The sequence below is a fragment of the Paenibacillus nasutitermitis genome (assembly GCF_014641075.1).
Classification (GTDB): domain Bacteria; phylum Bacillota; class Bacilli; order Paenibacillales; family Paenibacillaceae; genus Paenibacillus_Z; species Paenibacillus_Z nasutitermitis.
This window is the reverse complement of sequence record NZ_BMHP01000011.1, coordinates 57,688-80,109: the sequence shown is the minus strand read 5'-3', so window position 1 is coordinate 80,109 and position 22,422 is coordinate 57,688. Positions and strand designations below refer to the sequence as shown.

Here is a 22,422-nt window from a genome sequence, read left to right as displayed (position 1 = left end):
TTTGTGAAATGCATTCTTGATGATTCGGAAGTTAGCGGGGATTGTTCAATGACAGACAAAATAACCACAGTTCACCATTGAACTGTGGTTATCTCCATTCCCTGATTCACTAACTAACCATAGAACTTAGGTGATTCTAGTCCTTTTCCCGAAGCGCCAGCGTGAACAGTCCATCACCCGGCTTCGTGTAAGGAACCTCTCTTAGCATCATGACGATCCCTTCAGAAGGAGCTATGATCTCCTGTAACGGGCAGCCGAACCAATCGTAAATGACTCCGATTAGCGTCCCCTTCCGCACTTCATCGAGCAGTCGAACTGCGGGAACGAATAGCCCTTCGCAATTGGCCTCATCCGAACGATCGAGGTTGCCATCTCCTGTGAGCCGCAGACTGACGGACGTGGCAGACTCTTTCACCCAGCGAATAGGTTCACTTAACATATGCATATGATTCATGAGATGAAGAACAGCATTTCGGAACGCCTCCAGCTCGTTCTGGCGTATCCTCTGTCCACCGTACGCTTCCATGTAGAGCCAAGGAACGCTTAATTCAGAAGCCGCCGATACGGTTCTCCCTGGGGGAATAGATTCATGTCCCCAGATGACCTCCACACCAATGGATTCGGCAGCGGCTTGGGATAAGATACTTGCCCGGCTATTCCGGCTGCTATCATAACCAACCATTAAGGGCATGGCATAATGCGTTCCTCCACTGTGGAGATCCAGCATGAAGTCAGCCTTCGCGATGAATGTGTTGCGTATATGCCAAGCTAGACGATCCGTATACAATCCTTCGGCATCACCAGGGAACGAGCGGGCCAGATTCTTGCCGTCGGCCTGTGAACAACGTGTTCCGCCGTAATAGGCCGACACGTTTACAACGGGAATTACGACCAGATCCCCCTGCACGTCAGCAGGTCCCATAAGCGGAATGAGCTCCGTTAATGCCAGGATCCCCTCATATTCGTCCCCGTGCACAGCAGCCATAACGAGCAGCCTCGGACCTTTGGAATATCCACGAATGACGCATACGGGGAGGATTCCTTGCTCAGCCATTCCGGAATCATAATTCAACTGATAATAGGCTTTGCTTCCGAGAGGCAAGGTCTCATGATCAAAGTCTTCCATGTCCATTTGAATGACTTCAATGTGTTCATTATTCATTATCCGGCACCTTCCCGCTAATCATGACAGTATCGCTTGCTATATTCCGATAAGGAAGACGAGACAGATTCGAGCTGCAACAGCCAGGCGTATCGAGCTCAATCGCCTGAGCAGCCAGCTCTCCGAAGGCAGTCCGCCATGCGACAGCTGCTTTTACGACGATAAAGTCAAATTTCGTTGGATCGATCCCCAGGCAGCGGACATGATTAATATCCCACGGCGCTACTCGCTGCTCGGTCAGAACGACGAGCGATCCATCACCCCTGTCTAATTCAATAACCGCCGTTCTACCCATGTCAGCCGCCATCCCTGTCATATAAGGACCTTTATGCTTATACTTTCCATCCGACAGGCAGCGTATCGTACCGGCTATTTCTACCGGCTCTCCATGCATGCGGGGTTTGTTGTAAGCCTGATCTGTCTTGCCTCCGACAGAGCAGCAGAAAGAATGCCCAACGCCAATGTTGTCTGCCCACGCTACCGCTTGTCTATCGCAAATAACAATCATGAAGGAGTGCTGCTTCTGTTCGAGCAGCGCTCGAAGAACATGGGTTGCATCTGCCGGAGAACCAGCACCGACATTGTCGGATGATTCGACCAGAACTGTAGGAAAGCGCCCTTGCAACGATGCCTGATCAATCACTGTTTTTGCATCAATTAACTTAGGCGCGAACTGCTCCTGATGCATGAGCAGCCAATCGGCAAGCTCATCCCCTATTCGCTTCGCAAGCGACGAATCATTATCCGTCGTAACGACGAAGGTGAATCCCGCACAATGTACATCCGCATAAGCGAACCCGCCTGCCACCGTCACATTCAGAACGCCTTCTTCTCTCTCCAGGCGAAAGGCCAGATCCATTAATTCGGACATCGGTGCCGTATTTGTATTCATTAATGTTGGTGCAATTAACACTCCCGGCCGCGCTAAATAACGTGCAGGTGTAATACATCCCTCCATGTGCTTATGCAGCAAACCGCAAGCTTCCAGACCTCGTTCGTAGGCATCAATATGCGGATAGGTATCATAACCGACGATATAATCTGCCAGCTCGTTCATTTCTTCGCTAACGTTGGCATGCAGATCGATCGTCATGGCGATTGGCTTGTTCCCAAGAATCGAACGCAATCTTCTTAGAATAAGTCCTTCTACATCAGGGGTCGACTCGCTTACCATTGCCCCGTGAACAATCAGTAATAAACCGTCAATTTGTTCTGCCTCGGAGGCAACCGACTGAATCAGGGTATTAATAATCGCATCAACCGCCTCTTCCTCAACCATAGCGGAAGGCGTTGTATAGGTATAAAATAGCGGGATCGTTTCGATCCCCAAGATGTCTGAGGCATCCAAACCGGCACCCATACTCGTCTTCGTGCCTGCATACGCCTGCCGAAAAGCGGTATCTCCCTCATACCATTCCCGCTGGAATGCAGGTAACCCGGTTATTCCCGGTGCGAATGTATTCGTCTCGTGAAAGCAGCCCGCGATTCCGATTTTCATTAGCCTTGATCTCCACCGGGGAGACTTCTTTTCCTGGCTATAGCGTCTATTTCCACCAGCATTCCCGGCGCAAGAACACTAACAACGGTTGTCCGGGCAGGAAATGGCACTTCAAAATATTGCCGGTAAATTTCGTTGTATTCGCCAAACATAGCGTGATCCGTAATATGCGCATTCATCTTGACTACATCGCCCATCGTAGCCCCGGCTTCTTCAAGAATAAATTGAATATAATCCATAGCCATCTTCGTCTGTTCCTTCATATCAAGCCCTTGGATAACATGTCCCTCCATATCCAATGCACCCTGACCGGATACATAGATCCATCCATCCACCTCTACGGCTTGTGAATACAGACTTCCCGGTTTACATGCTTTTCCAGATATGATTTCTTTACGAATTGTCATGTTAATCTCTCCAATCAGCATGGTTATGTCCTTACCAAATCGTATAACCGCCATCTATAATTAAATTCTGCCCTGTCATATAACGTGACGCTTCCGATGCCAGAAACACAACCGGGCCCTTCAGATCCCGTTCATCGGCAAATCTCCCCATCGGAGTCTGGCGTAAATATTCATCTGCGACCGCTTCTGAACGAATTTCGTCCTTGGTCCCCTTCAGATTGTTACCGCCAGGACTCAGGCAGTTCACTCGAATGTTATAACGTCCATAATAAGCAGCCATCCACTGCGTTAGGCCCATCATCCCAAACTTGTTATAGGTATATTCCACTCCGCTAATCAGGTCATCCAGTTCATACATTGGAAAACGAGGTGCGACGACTCCCACAATCGACGAAACGTTGATGATATTTCCTTGTCCCTGTTGCCGCATTTGCTTGACGACCTCGCGGGTAATGAGTATCGTTCCCCGTCCATTCACCTGTGCAGTTGCATCCCAGCCATCGCTTGTTATATTCTCGAGATTACGATTCTCATATCGGGATATGGCTGCATTCACCAGAATGTCGATACGACCGCACTGGGTTAGGATCTGACGAATAAAATCGATAATGCTGGCCTCATTACTAAGATCAACGCCAAGCCCGATCGCCTGGAACCCTTTCTCACGCAAGCCCGCAGCGGTCTCCTCGCAAGCGGCGCCATCGTGTCCACCAACTACGACAGTCGCACCAGCCTCGCATAGACCCAGGCACATATGACTTCCGTAGACACCGCTGCCTCCGGTGACAATCGCGACCTGCCCCGTTAATTGAAACATGTTCAATGTGTCCGTAATCATGCTGTATCCCCCTGTACGATCCGCTTATATTCGGTTGATTGCCTTCTCCAGCCTTCGAAGTGTTTCCTCCACATCTTCCATCGAGTGAGCAGCCGACGTATACCATAAACCACTCGGTCGAAGAAGGACGCCTTCTTGCAGCGCGGCTTCCGTAAACGCAGTATACTGGGCTACATCCCTTGTCAGGAATTGTGGATATTGCTGAACTTCCTTCAGCTCGGTAAACATTAAATGGAATACGGATCCAATACGGTTAATCAGATGGGGCAATCCCTTCGCATCCATCAGCTTTCCCAGACCTTCAACTAAGGCATCTGAAACGGATTCCATTCGCTTGAACACTTCACCATCGTTGCGGTTGAGGATATTCAGTGTGGCTACTCCAGCCGATAGCGCAACCATGTTCCCATTCAACGTCCCAAGATGCGCGACTTTCCCACTCGATATCAAATCCATCACATCACGGCGTCCAGCTACTAAACTAAGAGCATAACCACCCGCAATCGCTTTGCCCATTGTTGTCAAATCAGGCAGGATGCCCAGCCGTTCCTGGGAACCGCCTGCTGCCACCCTGCAACCGGTTATGACTTCATCCAATATAAACAGAGCATGATGCTCGGTCGTCAAACGGCGAATTAATTCCATATACCCTTCCACCGGGTAGATGCAGCCAGAATTACAAAGCACAGGTTCCGTTATGATGGCTGCGATCTCATGCCCATGCTCCTTCATGACGGCCTCCAGCTTCTGGGCATCATTCCACGGAACGATCAGAATATCCTTTAGTGCCTGCTCGCTTTGCCCTTGAGTAGCGGCGATCGAATCCGACCCGCCGGATACCGTGGCAGGGAAAGAAGTATAGATCCCGTCGTACCAACCATGATAATGTCCTTCAAATCGGACAATTTTCTGTTTTCCTGTAAATGCCCTCGCAAGACGGAGAGCAAGCATGACCGCTTCCGTACCGGAGCCGCTGAAAGCTACCTTCTCCGCGCACGGGACTTGATTCACGATCATGCGGGACATCTCGATCTCAGCCTTATGCTGCATGCCGAACTGCTGGCCGTTCAAAGTAGCCCGACTAACTTCTTCCAGCAATTCAGAGTTCGAATGCCCTAGAATCAAAGGACCATAGCCCATAATATAATCAATATATTCATTCTGATCCACATCCCATACCCGAGAGCCTTTCCCTTTCTCCAAATAGAGCGGGACGGGCTTCATGACGTTTCGCAGGGTGCTGGATACGCCTCCGGCTAACGTCTCTTGGGATAAATGAAATAATTGCTCTGACTTTTCCAAGCTCCTCATTTTCTGTCCTCCCATAGTAAACTTCACACAAGATTTGATGGAATCTGCAAGGCCTGAAATTGTTTTAATACTTGCGGCAATGTAATATCGTCTTGGCCTAACAAAGGTGACAAATGTCCCGGCATTAACGCATGAATCTCGTAACCTGATAGAATTTCCACACTTCGGGCCAACTCATACAAAGAGAAATCGGGAGCGACCTGCATTGCGATCCGCCCGCCCTCGAACAATAAGTCTCCGCAGAACATCGTCCCAATCTCCTCAATGTAGCAACTGATGGAATCAGCGCTGTGCCCTGGTGTTTGAACAATCTCCAACGTTAAGTCGCCAAGGATCAGTATTTCTCCAATGCGCACTTCCCGAATCGCTTCAATAGCCTCAACCCGATAATCAGCCGGATAAATTCCCACTTGCCGCGCAGCCTTTAGACCGATTCCCACTTCATCGACGTCCCGAAGCAAAGCTGCGGTGGCACTTGATCCGACGACCGAAGCACCCGTCATCCGGCTAAGTGCCGCAGCGCCTCCGGAATGATCCGCATGGGCGTGGGTCAAGACGATCGTCTCGATTTTTTGTGGATCCAGCCCATCTTTTCTGATCTCCTGAAGAATAGCTTCCGGTCGAATACCCGCACCGCTGTCTATTAGAACATAGATACCGCCGGCATCCAGCAGATAGACATTACAATCGTAATCGTCGGTCAAGCCGCTTCCGAGTTTGCCACTTCCGACCAAATAGACACGTTCTGTTATCTTCATCGTTTTTAATTCTCCAACCGATTAATATCGACAAGAGGTATATTTTCCTGCACGCCAGCCATAGCGACTGCTCTTTCCCCGTCCTTATATCCTGCCCCTGTTAAAATGCACACTGCTGAGCTGCCGGCCTTCAAACGACCATCCTTGACAGCCTCCGCCACGCCAGCCAGCGATAACGCCGCGGCCGGTTCGCACCAGATCCCTTCTTGCGCGGCAAGTCTCTCTTGCCAATACCACACGTCTGAATCACTGACAGAGACTCCAAAACCTTCCTTGCTGATCAGCGACTCCAATACCCTCTCTCCATCCGGCGGGTTCGGCACCTGCAATCCAGATATCATAGAAGTAGAATCGCCCGGTGCAGGTACGGCTTCGCCATTCGTCCAAGCTCGAACGATGTTCGAGCAGCCCGCCGACTGGACCGCTGCCAATTGCGGAATCGAATCTATACGCCCTAATTGTCGAAGATGACGGAATCCATTGCTGATACCCGCGTACAAACCACCGCCTCCAACAGGGATGAATACCGCATCAGGCGCCGGACAGAATGCCAGCTGCTGTGCCAATTCGAACGAAATCGTCTTGACGGCTTCCATCGCATTCGCATTATATTTGTACGCCGTTATCATCGTTTCGAGATTGCGTTCCTTCGCTTGCTCTTCAATCCATTCGAATACCCGGTCCCCGATCTCCGCGCTGACACCGAATCCTTGAATTCGAGTTATCGATGCTTTATGCAAAGCAGCCTGAACCATCTTAGCCTGGAGTATATTCTCCAATACATATAAGTAATAAGGAATGCCAGCCCGAGCGGCATAGGCGGCGGCGGAAGCCCCTGCATTACCCGACGAGGTTCCGATACAACCAACCTTCCCCTTGGTCAAGGCCAAAGATACACCGAGCGCAGAAATGCGGTCTTTATAGGAACCCGTCGGATTGGCTCCCTCAAGCTTGAAATGCAAAGCGGATAAGCCTAGCTCTTTTCCAAGACTTCGGCTTGCGACAAGCGGAGTATTCCCTTCTCCCAAAGTGATCCGCTGATTCGAAGGAACAGCCGGAAGCCACTTGGCAAACCGCCAAATCCCGGTTGCATTCTCTCCACTCTGTTGATCAGTAATGTGTTGTGCGTCATTCATGAATGTTGTCCTCCATTTGTGCACCGGCTATTTCACGGAGCCTACCGTGATACCTCGAACAAGCAGCTTCTGGGCAAGTAGAACGATAAGCAGCACAGGCACAATCGAAATAACGCTGATTGCCGTCATATCTCCCCATGCGATGCCTTTATCTGAGATAAAACCACCAATCACTACAGGCAGCGTCTTCGCTTCATTATTACTAAACGTCACGGCATATAAAAACTCGTTCCATGCCGCCATAAAGACGAGAATCGCCGTTACGGATAAACCATTAATAGATACCGGAAGCACAATCTTCCTAAACCTTTGCCAAATGCTGCAGCCATCGATCATCGCCGCTTCTTCCATCTCTCTTGGAATGCCTTGATAGAATCCAACCATCATCCATACGGCGAAAGGAAAGAACATAGCCGCATCAGAAATAATTAACGCCGTTAATGTGTCCATCATCCGAAAGTTCCGAATAATGAGGAAATAAGGAAATACAAGCGTTACGAATGGAAAAAGTCTCGTCAGTAATATCCCCGTCAGAAGCGTTGAATTCACATAGCGGCCCAGATGAATTCTGGCTAGAGGATAAGCAGCCATCGCTCCGAATAACACCGCCAGTAAAGTACCGGATACGGCTACGATAATGGTATTGGACAAGGCATGAACCACCTGAGGGTCTGCGAACACCTTCTCGAAATGCTTAAGTGTAAGATTACTCGTAAAGAAAACAGGAGGTTTAGTTGACCAATCCTTCTCATGCTTAAAGGCAGTTAGAAACAACCAGTATATTGGAAACACGGCTATGATGACGACAACGCTGAGATAGACATAGCCGAACATATTCGTTAATCGCCTGTGAATCGATTTCATGAGCATTCCTCTTTCTGCGGTTGAAATCACCAGTTATCCATTCTGGCTATCCGACGCAAGCGTTTTACGCAGTAAATAGATGGAGAACGGCATCAGCAAAATCATCAGCACCCAGGATGAAGCCGCGGCTCCCGTCATGTCCAAAAATTTAATGCCTTGTTTGTAAATAAACATCGTAAGGACCTCAGTGCTGTCTCCAGGGCCACCATAGGTCATGGAATAGATGAAATCAAAACCCTTAAAAAGATCCATTATTCTCAGTAAAGCAACAATCATCAACACAGGCTTCAACTGTGGCAGCGTGACATGGTAGAACGTCTGCCATGTGTTAGCTCCATCTACTTGGGCCGCTTGATTAGGCTCGTGTGACATAGATAGCAGCGCCCCGACCAGAATAATCGTCACGAACGATGTATTCGCCCACACTTCTACAAGCATCACAGAGAACAGAGCCGAACCTTGATCCGCAATCCATAGCCGCTGCTCAATTCCGAACCAGCCCAGAACAGCATTGATGGGCCCATACTCTACGCTATAGAGAATTCTCCACAGAATCCCTGCTACAATGGGAGAAATAATCATCGGAGCAAGTATCATACCTCGAACAATACGGGTGAACCGGGAGCTCAAATTCTCGTTTGTCGCCCAAAGTGCGGTGACCATTCCCAGGAAAATCTGCAGAAATAGCGCTCCACCAGCAAATAACAAGGTACGGACCAAGCTATCTAAAAACTTTGGCTCTGAGAGTACTCTTACGTAGTTTCCAAATCCATTCCATTGCATGCTGGAACTTAAATCCAGCATATCCCAGGAAGAGAAACTCAATTTGAGCGAATAAAGGAGCGGATATACATAGCTAAACAGCAAGATTAATAAACCTGGAAATAAGAACAGCCATGCTGTCATTCTATCTCTTGCGTCGGTCTTCAAGTTGTTCATATCATCTGGACCGCCTTTGTCGGTATCGATATTGAGATACCTTCATCCCGGCCATCTCTATGCGGACAGGATGAAGGCTTTTAGAAATATAAATTTATTCAGCAGACAGTTCTTCGTATATCAACCCTTCAGGAATCTTTGAATTTGCTTTAAGCTTGTTCCAGTCGTCTTCCATTTGCTTGAGCGCAGCTTCTGGTGTCGTCTGGCCAAAGATAGCCGCCGACAGGAAGCCTCCGGAATTTGAGAACCATTCAATGCCCTTCGGATGCTGGAAGAAAGTCGGGAAGAAGGAAGCGTTATTGGCTTCTTTAACAACTTCAGCAGCTGGTACTTTCGACTTGACTTCTTCATCCGACCAGATAGAATTCCATACCGAGTAGTTGTTATAATCCAGCATTAGTTTCTTGGCATTCTCACTGGACTGTATAAACTGCATCCATTCGAAGGCTGCATCCTTGTTTTTGGACAGCTTGGAAATTGCGGTATACCAAGGTGCGATGTTACCTGGTCCTGGCGCAACCGTTACACCCCATTTACCTACAATCTTCGATTTATTCGGATCATCCAGTTCCTTGAGAATGAACAATGGCCAAGCGATCTGAATCGCAGCTTCACCATTCATGAAAGGAACATTCGCATCCGGGTTATCCATGGATAGATATCCTTTGGGCGCATAGGAATACAACGTCTTAAGCCGATTGATCGCTTCGATTCCCTCAGGTCCGTTAAATAGCGGATTGAAATCCTTATCGAACAACGGCTTACCTTGAGGAGCATAGGCTGCGTAGAACATCTTCGGCAGTTGGATGTTAACCCCCGCTGAAGTGAACGGGGTCACTCCGCCCTCTTTCAACTTGGGAAGCATCGCGAGCAAGTCATCCCATGTAGCCGGTGGCTGCAGGTTAAGCTTCTCCAGAATTTCCTTGTTGTAGAAAAGCGCGATGCCCGAGCCCGTTACAGGCAAGCCATAACGTTTCCCGCTCGTAATGGAGCTGACACCTACTGCTTTAGCGAAAATGGGCAGCAGATCGCTCATGTCCATCTTGTTCTTTTCTATATACGGATCCAATAACTCGAACTGACTGGCCATCTCGCCATCCCATCCGCTATCCACATCCATAACATCGTAAGATCCCGATTGTGAAATAATATCGTTAATAATTTTGTCGTGTAATTGATCCCACGGCGCATCTATAATCTCTACTTCAGCACCCGTTTCTTCCTTGAACGCTTTAGCAAATTCCTTGTAGGCTTCCGGCCGATTGGAGCCCGACATGGAGATGTGCGTAAGCTTAACACCATCGTACTTGTTAGCGCCTTCAGCAGAAGCGTCCGGACTTGATCCAGAACCTGCTGCGTTGTTATTGGCGTTATTGGAACAGCCCAAAATGGTCGTACAGAGTAAAGCCAATGTAATGAAACCTGACACCATTTTTGCTTTCGAGCTGCTTCGCGTTACCTGTTTGAAACTTTCACCTTTCAATTTACCACTTCCGCTTGTCCCATGATGCATTTCAAGTCCCCCCAATGGTATAATAAAAAAAAAGATGCGCTTCTATGCCGCTTCTCGTTATCAACGAAAAAGCAATGTCATAGATGATAACATCTAAAAGATATCACAACTATTTTTTTATATCAAGAAAAATATTTTCCATTAGGAAATATAATTATTGAAAATAGATTTTATAGCTCAGCTCTTTGGCTGCCTGCGTAAGAAGTTCCTTCACTTTATCCCATAAAGAATCCGTCACTCGCGATTGCGGGATGGATATACTCATAGCAGCCACGATCTGACCCTTGGAATTCTTTATGCCCACAGCGATGCAATGCACGCCCTGAACAGATTCCGAACGACTGTATGCCAGCTTCTCCTCCCGAATCTGTGAAACCTCTTTAATTAAAGAAGAACGCTCATGAATGGTATTTTCTGTTAAAGTCCCTAACTCTTCCTCGGGGTACAATTGCTCAATTTCTGCATCGGATAGCTGACTGAGCAGCATTTTCCCCATCGCAGTCGCATGCATGGGCAACTGCATGCCCAAGTGGGAGACAAAACGGATGGGCTGCAGGCTTTGTTTTTCCGCTATATAGAGAACGTTCTTGCCGTTGCGGATAGACAAATAAACAGCCTCATTAATCTCACTAACGATGCGCTGCGAAACATATTGGAATTCGTTAACCAAATTCGTATTTTGAGTATATTTAGTGCCTACCTCCAATATTTTATATCCAAGCCTGAACTGCTTCTCCTGCTCGTCGGATTCAAGATAACCTCTAGCCAGCAGGTTTTTAATGATCTTGTATATGCTGCTTGTGGGCATAGCCAAAGCTCTTGAAATTTCTGTCAGGTTCATAGGCTCTTGTTCTGAGGCAAGCAATTCGATGATATCCAAAACCCGGTCCGCGGATTTCACGGTCCCCGACTGCTTAATCTCTTCCGTCAAAACTTCACCGCCATTTCCTTATTATAAAATTGTTGTCCATATATAAAATACTACTATAAAAACTTGGAATGCTGCAATACTTTATTACAGATTACTAAGTTTGCTCCGGGCATTAACGTTTAAAATGACCGCTGAAAGAAAGGGAGTGCAGCGCCCCTATCCCTGCTGCACACTGGTTCGCCATGGTGTTCTGTCCGCCGCAACAACATAAAACTTAATGAAAATATTCTCGTTTAACGCAAAAAAGCGACCTACCACACGGTCGCTTTTAAGAGATAAAAGAATGAATAAACAACCTGACCTAGGATAAACGAAGAACTTGTCTTCTCATCCACATCGTTGCGATCCACTTTTCCCCTTTAATCACTGGTGTACCTGCATGCAAGGTAAAATCGTTTAATTCATGATTGCTGTAGAAATACTCAAAGTAGACTGCCATGCCTTTGTTAGGAAAAACGGAGATATTAAGCAAGGGGAACGCTGTTTCACCGCCTTCTTCCACATCATTCAAATACATCACGAGCGTACTAATTCGATTGTTAGCACTTGCTCGACTCGTTTCTGCGAAGAAATCATAATGAGGTTGATACTCTTGGCCAGGGGTATACAGCAGAACTTGCAGGCCGTCACCATGCTCGATCGGAATATTCATAATTTGAGAGAATCGCTTCTCGATTCTTGTAATCGTCTCATTCTCCTCGCAGAACACCCCACTGCTTGTTCTAATTTGATTGACTGCATGATCTCCACCGATTTTTGATCGTTGCAATTGTTCCCTGGAGTGTTTGATTAGCTCATCGCATTCCTCATCGCTAAGCACATTTCCTAGTACGACAACCAATGGCTCCTCATACTTGGCAAGAATACGAATCTCTCGATCTTCTGTCTTGATCGTATTTCCAACATGATCAAATATCGTCCGCTCTTTCTTTGTCGTATCCTCGATCATCCTTATATAGCCCCTATAGTATGACATTCACCAAAAAATACCATACCATACTTTCTGATTATTTACTCGATTAATTCAGAATAATCAAAATAATCAAACTTTTTGGTGTATGCGGAAGCTAAGAGAGTATCGAAACGAAATTTTTTAACATCGGGTAGGAGGCTACCTATTAATTGAGTAACCGATCTCATAGGTGATCAAGGCTATTAGAAAAATATTGAATACGCCCATTCACTTATCTCCGCTCCTACATACAATATTTTGGCCCATCAAATAAGGAGTGACGATCATGTCATTTTTTCCACCTCCAAGTCCCCCAGGATTCCCAGGGCAGCCGGGATCCATGGGACCCAGCTCACCTCCCCCGGGATTCATTCCTCAGCAACCTGCAGTTTCGCCTCTTGCTGTCGACCCGGGAGCGATTGCCGGTTGTTTATTTCGGAATACGTACGTTTGGCTTGTGAATAGAAACCAATTCTGGTTTTACCCGGTTTTCGTAGGGCGCACCTCGGTTTCGGGGTTTCAGTGGAACGGAAGGTTTTGGGTGTATACTGGATTGAGCTTGCAGTCCATTCAATCCTTTACATGCTTCTAGATGAACACACGAAAAGTTCCGTTCCACTAGGAACGGAACTTTTCGTGTGTGATTACAGCCGTTTTATGGAAGAAGACTCCTGACGAACGAGGTATAGAAAATCTAAAACCAAAGAAAATCAATCCAAGAAAAAAGAAACCAAGCAGCCAACTCCCGTTGAAGCTTCAGGGCTGGCATTACCAGATGCGCCAGTATCAGCGTTTGGAGACGATATTCAAGAAATCTTCGCAAAGTATTTTTTGAACCACAGAAAAAGCAAAAAAACCGACCGCATGAGGTCGGGCTTTACATAGTGGAGGCAATGGGAGTCGAACCCCTGTCCGAAAGACAACGCCGCATGTGCTTCTACGGGTGCAGCTGCAATTCGAAACACGACCAACACACTACTATGCTACAGTGAAAATTTGGTAACACCCTTTTTATAAGAATATTTCAAAGTATACGGTTCTTCTTTTCCATCGGGCAATGTAGCAATTTTTATACGAGTATAATCAAGCCTGCTATCCCTTAAAATTCTTTTTACCAGAGCTATACTCTGTTCTTCATCCGTAATAACACAAAATATATTAAGAGCATATTTTTTCGGATCGGAAATGCATTTCCCCAGATCAAAGCCATCAACATAGCCTAAGTTAGCATCTGTTAGAGCTATCTCCAAGTATTCCATGACTTTATCTCTTAACCAGTGGTCACGTTGGCTGCCTGCTGCACTTTTTAGAGGGTACTGTACCACTAACCAAAACTTTTCACTCATTCAGATTCACCAGCCAATTTACAGGTAATATAGGGATAATTCATTATAACAACGAAATTTGCAAAAGGGATTGTTTACTAACGACAGCAAAAACACCATCCTCATGCGGATGGTGTTCATGATGGTGGAGGCGAAGCGTGGGTATGTAAAACCACGCTTCGCCGCCGATACTTGAACAAGATACCCGAAGTTTCAGGTTTGTCCATAACAATCGCAAAAACTCTAAGATTGAGTGTATTAATGAGTACTTCATTAACTACTCTGTCGGTGAAAATTTTATTATTCGAATTTCTTGTTAGTGATTTTTGTTTTAGAACATTAACAGCTTTTAACTCAACATCATGACGACCATATTCATCCATCTTAATATTATACATCCTCTGACTTATAGTTCTTATCTCATCTTTAGGCACACACACGGCCGCTAATACTGGATTCACAGTCTCATCATTGGGATGAGGAAACCCACTCTCGTCTATATATGCGAGCAAAATGAACCCTCCTAATTAACAGTGTCTATTTTCAGCTGATGTTCTAATATCTGAATGAGTTTTCTTCTTGAACAAATTGCATGCTATATTTTAGAGCTTTTAATCCCTCAAGATAAATCATTGCTTTCGTCACATTCTTCATATCTGTTGCATTTGCGATATATCTAACAACAAGCGCCAAGTATCCATAACAAACAAAAAAAAGCACCTAGCATGGTGCTTCTTCTGATAATGTAAATGGAGGCGATCCGTGACTGTGCAAAACCAACCACAATTCGCCGGCGTTGAAATGCTCTTAAACCTCCATCCTCTGAAGGCTCTGTCATGCGGTAAGACGGCCCACCCCCAATTCCCATGATGAATGCAAGTCCGCAAGAAAAGGGTAGCGGTAAATAATCATGTGTTTTGCCGGTATCGGATGGATTTGACATCGTTTCAAATTACGCATTTTATTATAATTTCCGGCGCCTCGCCTTGATATTACTTGCAGGAACACGTCACTCTCTGACATAATGAACTGCTACTCGGGAAACTTGCGCGTTTCTCCGATGCATTGGTCGGCAAACGCGTTGATCGTACAGCTTACTAATTTGCGAAGCGGAGTTGTCGAGCCATGAATATCATCCAGCACCTAACAAGCCGAAAGTATTTGCTGCGGATCTTTTTCTATTTCAACTTGTCTATGGCAGGATTGTTGCTTGTAGCGGCAATTTCGTTTTACGTGTATTCCCAGCAGATGATCTTGCAGACGCAGAAGGAAGCCAATCAGAAGGTACTTTCGCAAATCAAACAAAATATTAACTATATTAATGATATCGTGCAGAACATCGGCATTATGGCGAGTCTGGACCCAAATATCATCTATTTGATGAATGCCGCGAATCCCGAGCCGGTCATGAAATTTCAGACGCACCGCAAGTTGGACACGCTTGCCGATTCTACCACCTTCGTGGAATCCATCTTCGTGTTCAGCGGCGTAACCGAAACATTCTACACCGGAGGATCGGGCACTTGGACGCGCACACATCTGAAAGCGCTCCAGGACAGACTGATGCAGCAGTTGGAATCGAGGGGGACGGACTCCTTCTCGCAATTAATTCCGATTAAATTGGATGAAAGCCAGCCCAATGTCGACCTCTTCTCGTTCATCATTACCAATAACCATCCTACGAACGGCGAGCTACCCAATACGGTTATCGTAAATATAAGACCGCAATGGATCTTTGAAAATATTATGAATCTGGACAATATGTCGGGCAGCAGCGATGGCACGGTGCTTGTGGACAAACGTGGGGCGATTCTGCAAACGGAGGGGATGTCCTCGCAGCCGTCGGAAGCCGTGCAACGTTATTTGGCCAGATCGGTCCTGTCGGCAGAAATGCCGTCCGAGGTCTTTTCGATCAGGCGGATCGACGGGGACAAATATGTGATCTCGGAAACTGGCGTCGGAGTGAGCCAGTGGAAGGTTATGAACATTCTTCCCTACGGCAATGTAATGGGCCGGGCGGAAACGTTGCTCAATATTACGCTGCTGTTCACCTTCATCTTCCTGATGGCAAGCTTCATTCTATCTCTTGTCATTACGAACCGATTATACCGGCCGATCGGCAAGCTGTTCGACTTGTTCAAACGAAATGACATACAGTCCCCGCATGCCGACCCGCCAAATAAGGATGAGGTGAGTCTCATGTCGGATCTATACAGGCTGACGCTGGATAAGCTCCAGCAGGTGAATCAGGAAGAGCGCCGGAACAATCAGATCGTCGGAGACTACTACTTGCGTCGCTGGGTGACCGACAGCCGTTCGATGACTTTGGAAGAACTGGATTATTGCGCCGAAGCTAGTCCCGAGCTGTTCGCAGACAAAACGGAGCAATGCTGGCAATTGGTCGTCATCATGCTTGACCAGGCGCCGCCGGACGGCACATCCAAAGAACCCGCTTCGCAAGAGAAATTGTACAGGTTCGCTGCATGCAACATTATAGAAGAAACGGTCGGCCGGTCGTTCTCCAATCGGGTTGTCGATATGAATAACGAATATATCGTCGTCATCGTCGGTGTACAGGCTGATGGGGTTGATCTTGCCGCCTTGTCCCGCCTTCTGAAGGATGCCCAGCAAACGTACAAAAAATTTTATCGCGAACGGAGCTTCTCCGCTGCTATTAGTCATGCGGTAACCTGTTATAAGGAGTTGACTCCGACCTACGAACGAACGGTGCAGCAATCCATGTACCGTCTGGCTTATGGTTTAGGAGCGGTCATCACGCCGGAACTGGTCGAAGGGAATAACAGCCGCCATGATTTTATGATCCCGGCAGAGCTGGAGAAAAGACTCCTGGAGGGCATTAAAACCAGGGATGAGGACGTCGTTCAAGCCGCTCTGGTCCGGATATTCGAGCTGATCGCCTCTATTCATTACGATTACATGACTTATGCGGTCATCCAGGTCATCCTGTTGATTAAGCAGGTGCTGCGCGAACCACCTTTTACCTCCTACGCCAATTCGGTCGAGCTGCAAAATATTAATCAAAAAGTGCTCAAAGCGGAAACATTGGCGGACATGCGAGAGATCATCGAACATTTCCTGCGGCAAATCTTCAAAGAAGATCAGTCTCCTTTGAAGGAAGACAGGAACAAAATGATCGTCGACACGATCAAGGAATTTATCGAAAACAACTACTCGGACCTCAACTTGAGCCTGCAGTCGATCGCGACCTTCTTGAAGATGTCGCCAGCCTATGTCGGAAGAATCTTCAAACAATACGAGTACAAATCGGTCGGCGACTACTTAAATGACTACAGGCTTGAGAAAGCTTGCGAATTACTCATTGGCAGCGACTATAACATTAAGGAAATCGCCGACTATTTGGGATTCAACAATTCGAGTTATTTCATCACCTTGTTTAAGAAGAAATATGGGGTAACGCCCAAAGAACATCGCCTGAACGTGACGCTTGGCAGGTAATTTGGAGCTTGGATAACATGTTATTGAGATGATTGCCAAAAAACAAAGCGAAAGTCCGGATGTTTCATTGATTTTAGGATTCCAGCCCATGTCTTCCTTTGCCACAATAAAACCGCAGGACCATTACGTATCAGCGAAAGGATGAATGTGGGTGACAAAGAAGAAGTTGTTATCCGCCTGGCTGATTGTGTGCATGCTTGCCATGGGCATGCCGCACACAATCGCGCTGGCGGAACCGGGACCGGAAGAAGGAGTGGTTATTTTTGTAGCACCGAATGGAAGCGATTCCAATAGTGGCGTCGCAGACGAGCCTCTCCTGACGCTTGAAGGGGCCAGAGATGCGATCCGTGCGCTCAAAGCAGGCGGAGGGCTTCCTGGTGGAGGCGTGACGGTTTACTTGAAAGAAGGCACCTACGAGCGGATGGCATCGTTTGACTTGTCGGAAGAGGATTCAGGTACGGCGGATTCGCCGATCGTCTACCGTGCCTATCCGGGCGACACCGTCAGGCTGACGGGTGGCAAGCAGTTGGACAGCGGCAGCTTCGTTCCCGTAACCGATTCGAACGTGCTGAAGCGAATTATCGATGTTTCGGCGCGGGATAAGGTGCTAGGGATCGATCTTGCCGCACTCGGCATCCACGACTACGGTCAGATGAGCCGCCACGGCTATTGGAAGGCGAACGACGTCAGCCTGGTCCCTCCTATGGAGCTGTATATCGGCGGACAGGGCATGACGCTGGCCCGCTGGCCCAATGCCGGCACCGTTCAAATGAATGATATTGTGGATCCGGGGCCGACGGTAGACGATCCGGACCTGCAGCAGCGCGGAGGAACGTTCAGCTATAAATACGATCGCCCGAGATTTTGGACGGAGGCCGAAGATATATGGCTGGACGGCATTTTCGGCTATAGCTGGGAGTGGTCCTACAACAAGGTAGCCGCGATCGATACGGAGAACAAAACGATTACGCTGCAATATGGGGAAATGTCGGGTCTATTAAAAAACTGGTATCCAGACTTCCATTTTGCCCAGAACCTGCTCGAGGAGCTTGACGCGCCGGGCGAATATTACATCGACCGCGCTAGCGGGATGCTGTACATGATTCCGAATGCCGCGTTCCTCAGCGGACAAGGCGGAGCAACGGTAACGATGCTCAAAGAGCCGATGATCCGCGCGATAGGCGCCTCCCATATCCGCTTCGAAGATCTCGTGATGGAATACGGTCGAGACACGGCCGCGGTTATTCTTGGCGGCAGCGATATCGTCATCGAGCATGCCGAAATCCGGAACTTCACGAATGGGGGCGTACTCATCAATTCGCCCGGACGTTACGAATACGACGGAGTGGAAGACGATCTCGACGGGCGGAATCACGCCGTTATCTCCTCCCATCTTCAACATATCGGCGGAACGGCCGTTACGCTGAACGGCGGAGACAAGGTAACGCTGGAGCACGGGAACAACAAAGTACAGAACTCTCATATTCACGATTTTGCCTATTACCACAAAGCTTATAATCCTGCGGTGTTATTTTCCGGCGTCGGCAACCAGGCAATCGGCAACGAAATTCACGACGCCCCCCATCCCGGCATCATCCTTTACGGCAACGACCACTTGATCGAATACAACAACATCTATGATATATGCAAAGAGTTTCAAGACTTAGGTGCCATCTATATGAATGCAGGTATGGATCCCGAAGAAAGAGGAACGATCGTGCGGCGCAACTACTTCCACCACATCGGGGAAGACAAACACGGCGTCGAAGGCATCTACCCGGACAATATGACGATGGATATGACGATCGAGGAAAACATTTTCTACAAGATGGGCAACAGCGCGATCAAAAGCGGTACCGGCTCATACATCCATACGAGCAACAATATTTTCGTAGACACGTTTGTCCCATACGACAACTATGAAATGTTCATGAGCAAGGAGCCTGGCAACCGCGTGGACCGCGACTACATGCCGGTTTGGCTGGATCTCTTTGAGCAGTACAACAACTTCGAGGGCACGCCTTATGCCGCGAAGTACCCCGAGCTTCTGACGTTTTTCGAAGAGGACCGGTACTTCCCTACTACCAACACGTTCGAGAACAACGTCATTTACAATCCTACGCTCGCCCTCTCTGACCAAACGAACGAGCACGGCGTACGGGACATTCACAACCTGCTTAAGCATGAGAACAACTGGATCGCAAACGAGGACCCGGGCTTTGTCAGCCTGGCGAACGGAGACTTCCGACTTACCGGGGATGCGGCCGTATTCGACCATATTGAAGGATTCACGCCCATTCCGTTCGAAGACATCGGCACACAAGGCAAAGTAGGCCTGTCCCATGCGCCAGAGGCCATCGACGTTGCGGATGTCTATTTGCCCGCCGACGACATGACGATGTCGATTGGCAAAATGGTGTCGGTCGCGGCCGAAGTGGTGCCTTGGAATGCGACGAACAACGGTGTCCTATATAGCAGCAGCGATACGGCTGTAGCCACGATTGATGCGAATGGCCAAGTGACTGCATTAACCGCCGGAGTGACGACAATAACGGCCGTTTCCAACCACAATGCCGACCTTTCGGATGAAATGGCTGTAACCGTGTCCGACGGTGAAGGCATGTTGCACTTTACCGATTTCGAATCGGGAGGCAACGGATGGATGATCGATGCCAACCACAGTATCGAGGAGGATGAAGAAGGAAACCACTGGTATCGCATCGTGAATGGAGCGAATTCGCAGCATCCAAGACTGTTCGCCGATTATGAGCTGGAATACCGCTTGAAGACGCCTGGGACGATTCCGGAGGGGGCAACCCTGCTCATGTACGAGCGAAACGGCAATAACGGAAGCGGATACGTTCGGTATCAACAGTCGGAAGAAGGTTCTTCATGGGTTATTTTTAACTCGCAGTGGCAGACGTTAGAGGAAGCTGCGGTGAATGAAAGCGATGAGCTGCAGCCTGACACCGTCTATACGATCCGGATGATCGTACAAGATGCGATGATCAGCGTCTTTGTTAACGATAGGCTGGTGATTCAGGGCCAGAATGAGGCGCACAGCGCATCCGGCAAGGTCGGTTTTTATGTGGAAAATTTCGACTATCTGGAATTTGACGACGTTGCCTTCTCCATCGTAAGAGTGCCGATCACGGACATTGAGCTGGAGCAAGAGCAGTTGACGCTTCAGACGGGCGAACGCCGAACCTTGACGGCGCTGATTACCCCTCTCGAAGCGACTAACCAAAAGCTGGACTGGAGCTCCAGCAATCCCGAAGTAGCTGCCGTTACGGAGCCCGGTACAATAGTGGCGATGGCACCGGGTTCGGCGGTCATTACGGCAGCTTCCGGGGACGATTCCTCCATTGCGGCATCTGCGACCGTTACGGTAAGCGAACAATCGTATCCTGTAACCCTGGCAGGCATGCAGCTGAAGGACAAAGATAGCTGGACCGTCTCCGACTCCGTCTATGGCGGCGAGCAGAGCGTTAGACTGTTCGGAGACGGCGTATATGGATACGAAGCCGAAACATTCGGCAATGAACTGATCCGCTTCAAGGCGAAGTTCGGTGATTTCGGAACCGGCTGGTACGGCTTCGCCGTTCGATCCGATCGGACGGGAGATCCGACTTGGGTGAAAGCCAATAAGGGCTATCTCGTCGTCATTAAGGAGAATCATATCGAATTTCAGAGCTGGAAGCCGGCACAAACGATGATGCAAATCATTCCGAATTCAGTATTTCTCCCCGGCCAAGAGTATGATATCGAAATTGGCGCGGTACAGGTGGATGATGGCACGCGATTTATTCTCAAAGCGGATGGAAAACCCGTGTTGAACGTGCTGGATTCCGATCCGGACAATCCGATCGCGGCCGAAGGATATTTGAACGTTTACCATTACACAGGGGCGGATAACGCCTTCGAGCTGAAGCCGATCGACATCTCAAATCCGAATCCGAATCCTAACCCTAATCCTGATCCTGATCCTGATCCGAATCCTAACCCTAATCCTAATCCTGATCCTGATCCGAATCCTAACCCTAATCCTAACCCTAATCCTGATCCTGATCCTGATCCTGATCCTGATCCTGATCCTGATCCGAATCCTAACCCTGATCCGAATCCGAATCCGGGATGGCCGAGCACCGGACCCATCGCCGGCGGAGGCGGGAACCAGGATGATCTGGTCGTTGTTACAGACGGCGATTTGGCGAGAGGAAGTCAGGACGAACCGATAACGGTCGAGCTTGATGCGGATAAGAACGGGGTTCTGCTGACTCCAGGCATTATTGGCAAACTGACAAAGCCGCTTGCCGTGCAAGCCGGCAAAGCAACGCTCACCTTCTCCCCTTCCATGCTGCGGACGATAGCGGACGCGCAAAAGGAAGGTGCTGAATTGATTATCAAAGCGGTACCAATATCCGATGATTATGCAGCCTCTCATCCGCAAGCAGACGGGAATTCCGTTTCGTACCAATTAGTGGGCGTTCCCTATCGATTTGAACTGCTGATTAGAAGCGGCGGTACGCAGACCGTATTTGCTTCGGACTTCCCGGAGCCCGTTCATGTTTCCTTCTCGGTTGATTCGTTCGATGGCAATGAGAACTTGCTTGGGGTATATCACAATGCCGGTTCAGGAAGCTGGGAATACGCGGGCGGCGAATTCGAGGAGGCGAGCCGTACGGTTTCAGCGGAGCTCCAGCACTTCAGCGCCTACGCCGTTATGGAATATGAAGCTGCATTCGCAGATATTCCGGCGGGACATTGGGCGTTGGAGGCAATTCAGACGCTCGCCGCCAAACATATCGTAAGCGGCAAGTCGACAGATCGTTTTGATCCCGACGGCGAGACGACACGGGCGGAGTTTGCGGCGCTGCTTGCGAGGGCGCTTAAGCTCCCGAATGCGCAATTGAAATCGCCGTTCCAGGATGTAAGGCCAGGTGATTGGCATTCGGATATGGTGGCGGCTGCTTACGAAGCGGGAATCATTTCGGGACGCTCGGAGCAGCGTTTTGCGCCGGATGATCGGATTTCCCGCCAGGAAATGGCTATTATGCTCATGCGCGCTTACCATTATGCCGACGGCCCTGTAGAAGCAGGAGATGTCACAAGCCGTCCGAACGATCTGAACCAAGCATCGGAATGGGCCCGTCCATCCATTGAGGAAGCAACGCATATCCGGCTTATGAAAGGTTATCCGAATGGGACATTCCAGCCAAGCTTGTTTACGAGCCGGGACGAAACGGCTCAAGCTATTTATAACTTGCTGAGCCTGTTGTAACTTGCAGTTTTAGCCATTTTATCGCGATTT

The 22,422-nt window shown here is 48.5% G+C and carries 17 protein-coding genes; 3 read left to right on the top strand and 14 right to left on the bottom strand.

From position 1 onward, the window contains the following. Window positions 1-136: 136 nt before the first annotated feature. The 12 genes from IEY46_RS33400 to IEY46_RS33345 form a co-directional block, all read right to left on the bottom strand. A complete protein-coding gene (locus IEY46_RS33400; RefSeq protein WP_188999893.1) occupies window positions 137-1,162 on the bottom strand; it encodes a succinylglutamate desuccinylase/aspartoacylase family protein in 1,026 nt (341 codons plus the stop codon). Next, window positions 1,155-2,660 (bottom strand): M81 family metallopeptidase, encoded by a 1,506-nt coding sequence (locus IEY46_RS33395; RefSeq protein WP_188999890.1) that lies wholly within the window; start codon window positions 2,658-2,660, stop codon window positions 1,155-1,157. Before IEY46_RS33395 ends, IEY46_RS33400 begins: the two co-directional genes overlap by 8 nt. After that, window positions 2,660-3,067, bottom strand: a complete 408-nt coding sequence (locus IEY46_RS33390; protein ID WP_188999887.1) for a RidA family protein — start codon at window positions 3,065-3,067, stop codon at window positions 2,660-2,662. Before IEY46_RS33390 ends, IEY46_RS33395 begins: the two co-directional genes overlap by 1 nt. Window positions 3,068-3,098: 31 nt before the next feature. Beyond that, window positions 3,099-3,905, bottom strand: a complete 807-nt coding sequence (locus IEY46_RS33385; protein WP_229750718.1) for an SDR family NAD(P)-dependent oxidoreductase — start codon at window positions 3,903-3,905, stop codon at window positions 3,099-3,101. A 24-nt stretch (window positions 3,906-3,929) separates the two neighbouring features. After that, window positions 3,930-5,216, bottom strand: a complete 1,287-nt coding sequence (locus IEY46_RS33380) for an aspartate aminotransferase family protein (RefSeq protein ID WP_188999884.1) — start codon at window positions 5,214-5,216, stop codon at window positions 3,930-3,932. A 23-nt stretch (window positions 5,217-5,239) separates the two neighbouring features. After that, window positions 5,240-5,974 (bottom strand): MBL fold metallo-hydrolase, encoded by a 735-nt coding sequence (locus IEY46_RS33375; RefSeq protein WP_188999881.1) that lies wholly within the window; start codon window positions 5,972-5,974, stop codon window positions 5,240-5,242. Window positions 5,975-5,979: 5 nt separating this feature from the next. Further along, window positions 5,980-7,110 carry a pyridoxal-phosphate dependent enzyme gene (locus IEY46_RS33370; RefSeq protein WP_188999877.1) on the bottom strand — a complete coding sequence of 377 codons (1,131 nt, stop codon included), beginning with the start codon at window positions 7,108-7,110 and terminating at the stop codon, window positions 5,980-5,982. 27 nt (window positions 7,111-7,137) lie between these two features. Then, window positions 7,138-7,974 (bottom strand): carbohydrate ABC transporter permease, encoded by an 837-nt coding sequence (locus IEY46_RS33365; protein ID WP_188999874.1) that lies wholly within the window; start codon window positions 7,972-7,974, stop codon window positions 7,138-7,140. 33 nt (window positions 7,975-8,007) lie between these two features. Further along, window positions 8,008-8,913, bottom strand: coding sequence for a carbohydrate ABC transporter permease (locus IEY46_RS33360; protein WP_188999871.1), 906 nt, complete (start codon window positions 8,911-8,913; stop codon window positions 8,008-8,010). A gap of 94 nt (window positions 8,914-9,007) precedes the next feature. Further along, window positions 9,008-10,426 carry an ABC transporter substrate-binding protein gene (locus tag IEY46_RS33355; protein WP_188999868.1) on the bottom strand — a complete coding sequence of 473 codons (1,419 nt, stop codon included), beginning with the start codon at window positions 10,424-10,426 and terminating at the stop codon, window positions 9,008-9,010. Between the two features lie 154 nt (window positions 10,427-10,580). Then, a complete protein-coding gene (locus IEY46_RS33350; protein WP_188999865.1) occupies window positions 10,581-11,357 on the bottom strand; it encodes an IclR family transcriptional regulator in 777 nt (258 codons plus the stop codon). Between the two features lie 301 nt (window positions 11,358-11,658). Continuing rightward, window positions 11,659-12,306 carry a 2OG-Fe(II) oxygenase gene (locus IEY46_RS33345; protein WP_188999862.1) on the bottom strand — a complete coding sequence of 216 codons (648 nt, stop codon included), beginning with the start codon at window positions 12,304-12,306 and terminating at the stop codon, window positions 11,659-11,661. A 289-nt stretch (window positions 12,307-12,595) separates the two neighbouring features. On the opposite strand from IEY46_RS33345, the gene IEY46_RS36650 reads away from it, so the two are divergent. Then, window positions 12,596-12,901: a transporter gene (locus IEY46_RS36650; protein ID WP_229750717.1), complete on the top strand. Its 306-nt coding sequence runs from the start codon at window positions 12,596-12,598 to the stop codon at window positions 12,899-12,901. Between the two features lie 391 nt (window positions 12,902-13,292). Here IEY46_RS36650 and IEY46_RS33340 read toward each other — a convergent pair whose 3' ends face one another. Together IEY46_RS33340 and IEY46_RS33335 are read right to left on the bottom strand one after the other, a co-directional pair. After that, window positions 13,293-13,655, bottom strand: coding sequence for a hypothetical protein (locus tag IEY46_RS33340; protein WP_188999859.1), 363 nt, complete (start codon window positions 13,653-13,655; stop codon window positions 13,293-13,295). A 116-nt stretch (window positions 13,656-13,771) separates the two neighbouring features. Further along, window positions 13,772-14,146, bottom strand: a complete 375-nt coding sequence (locus IEY46_RS33335; protein WP_188999856.1) for a hypothetical protein — start codon at window positions 14,144-14,146, stop codon at window positions 13,772-13,774. A gap of 613 nt (window positions 14,147-14,759) precedes the next feature. Between IEY46_RS33335 and IEY46_RS33330 the strand changes: the two genes are divergently transcribed. Further along, entirely contained in the window at window positions 14,760-17,111 is a 2,352-nt protein-coding gene (locus tag IEY46_RS33330; protein WP_188999853.1) for an AraC family transcriptional regulator, read from the top strand. Between the two features lie 151 nt (window positions 17,112-17,262). After that, window positions 17,263-22,392 (top strand): S-layer homology domain-containing protein, encoded by a 5,130-nt coding sequence (locus IEY46_RS33325; RefSeq protein ID WP_188999851.1) that lies wholly within the window; start codon window positions 17,263-17,265, stop codon window positions 22,390-22,392. Window positions 22,393-22,422 lie beyond the last annotated feature (30 nt).

Excerpts from the sequence above, each read along its gene's own strand:
- IEY46_RS33400 (WP_188999893.1), bottom strand. The coding sequence starts at position 1,162 with ATGAATAATGAACACATTGAAGTCATTCAAATGGACATGGAAGACTTT.
- IEY46_RS33395 (WP_188999890.1), bottom strand. The coding sequence starts at position 2,660 with ATGAAAATCGGAATCGCGGGCTGCTTTCACGAGACGAATACATTCGCA.
- IEY46_RS33390 (WP_188999887.1), bottom strand. The coding sequence starts at position 3,067 with ATGACAATTCGTAAAGAAATCATATCTGGAAAAGCATGTAAACCGGGA.
- IEY46_RS33385 (WP_229750718.1), bottom strand. The coding sequence starts at position 3,905 with ATGATTACGGACACATTGAACATGTTTCAATTAACGGGGCAGGTCGCG.
- IEY46_RS33380 (WP_188999884.1), bottom strand. The coding sequence starts at position 5,216 with ATGAGGAGCTTGGAAAAGTCAGAGCAATTATTTCATTTATCCCAAGAG.
- IEY46_RS33375 (WP_188999881.1), bottom strand. The coding sequence starts at position 5,974 with ATGAAGATAACAGAACGTGTCTATTTGGTCGGAAGTGGCAAACTCGGA.
- IEY46_RS33370 (WP_188999877.1), bottom strand. The coding sequence starts at position 7,110 with ATGAATGACGCACAACACATTACTGATCAACAGAGTGGAGAGAATGCA.
- IEY46_RS33365 (WP_188999874.1), bottom strand. The coding sequence starts at position 7,974 with ATGAAATCGATTCACAGGCGATTAACGAATATGTTCGGCTATGTCTAT.
- IEY46_RS33360 (WP_188999871.1), bottom strand. The coding sequence starts at position 8,913 with ATGAACAACTTGAAGACCGACGCAAGAGATAGAATGACAGCATGGCTG.
- IEY46_RS33355 (WP_188999868.1), bottom strand. The coding sequence starts at position 10,426 with ATGCATCATGGGACAAGCGGAAGTGGTAAATTGAAAGGTGAAAGTTTC.
- IEY46_RS33345 (WP_188999862.1), bottom strand. The coding sequence starts at position 12,306 with ATGATCGAGGATACGACAAAGAAAGAGCGGACGATATTTGATCATGTT.
- IEY46_RS36650 (WP_229750717.1), top strand. The coding sequence starts at position 12,596 with ATGTCATTTTTTCCACCTCCAAGTCCCCCAGGATTCCCAGGGCAGCCG.
- IEY46_RS33340 (WP_188999859.1), bottom strand. The coding sequence starts at position 13,655 with ATGAGTGAAAAGTTTTGGTTAGTGGTACAGTACCCTCTAAAAAGTGCA.
- IEY46_RS33330 (WP_188999853.1), top strand. The coding sequence starts at position 14,760 with ATGAATATCATCCAGCACCTAACAAGCCGAAAGTATTTGCTGCGGATC.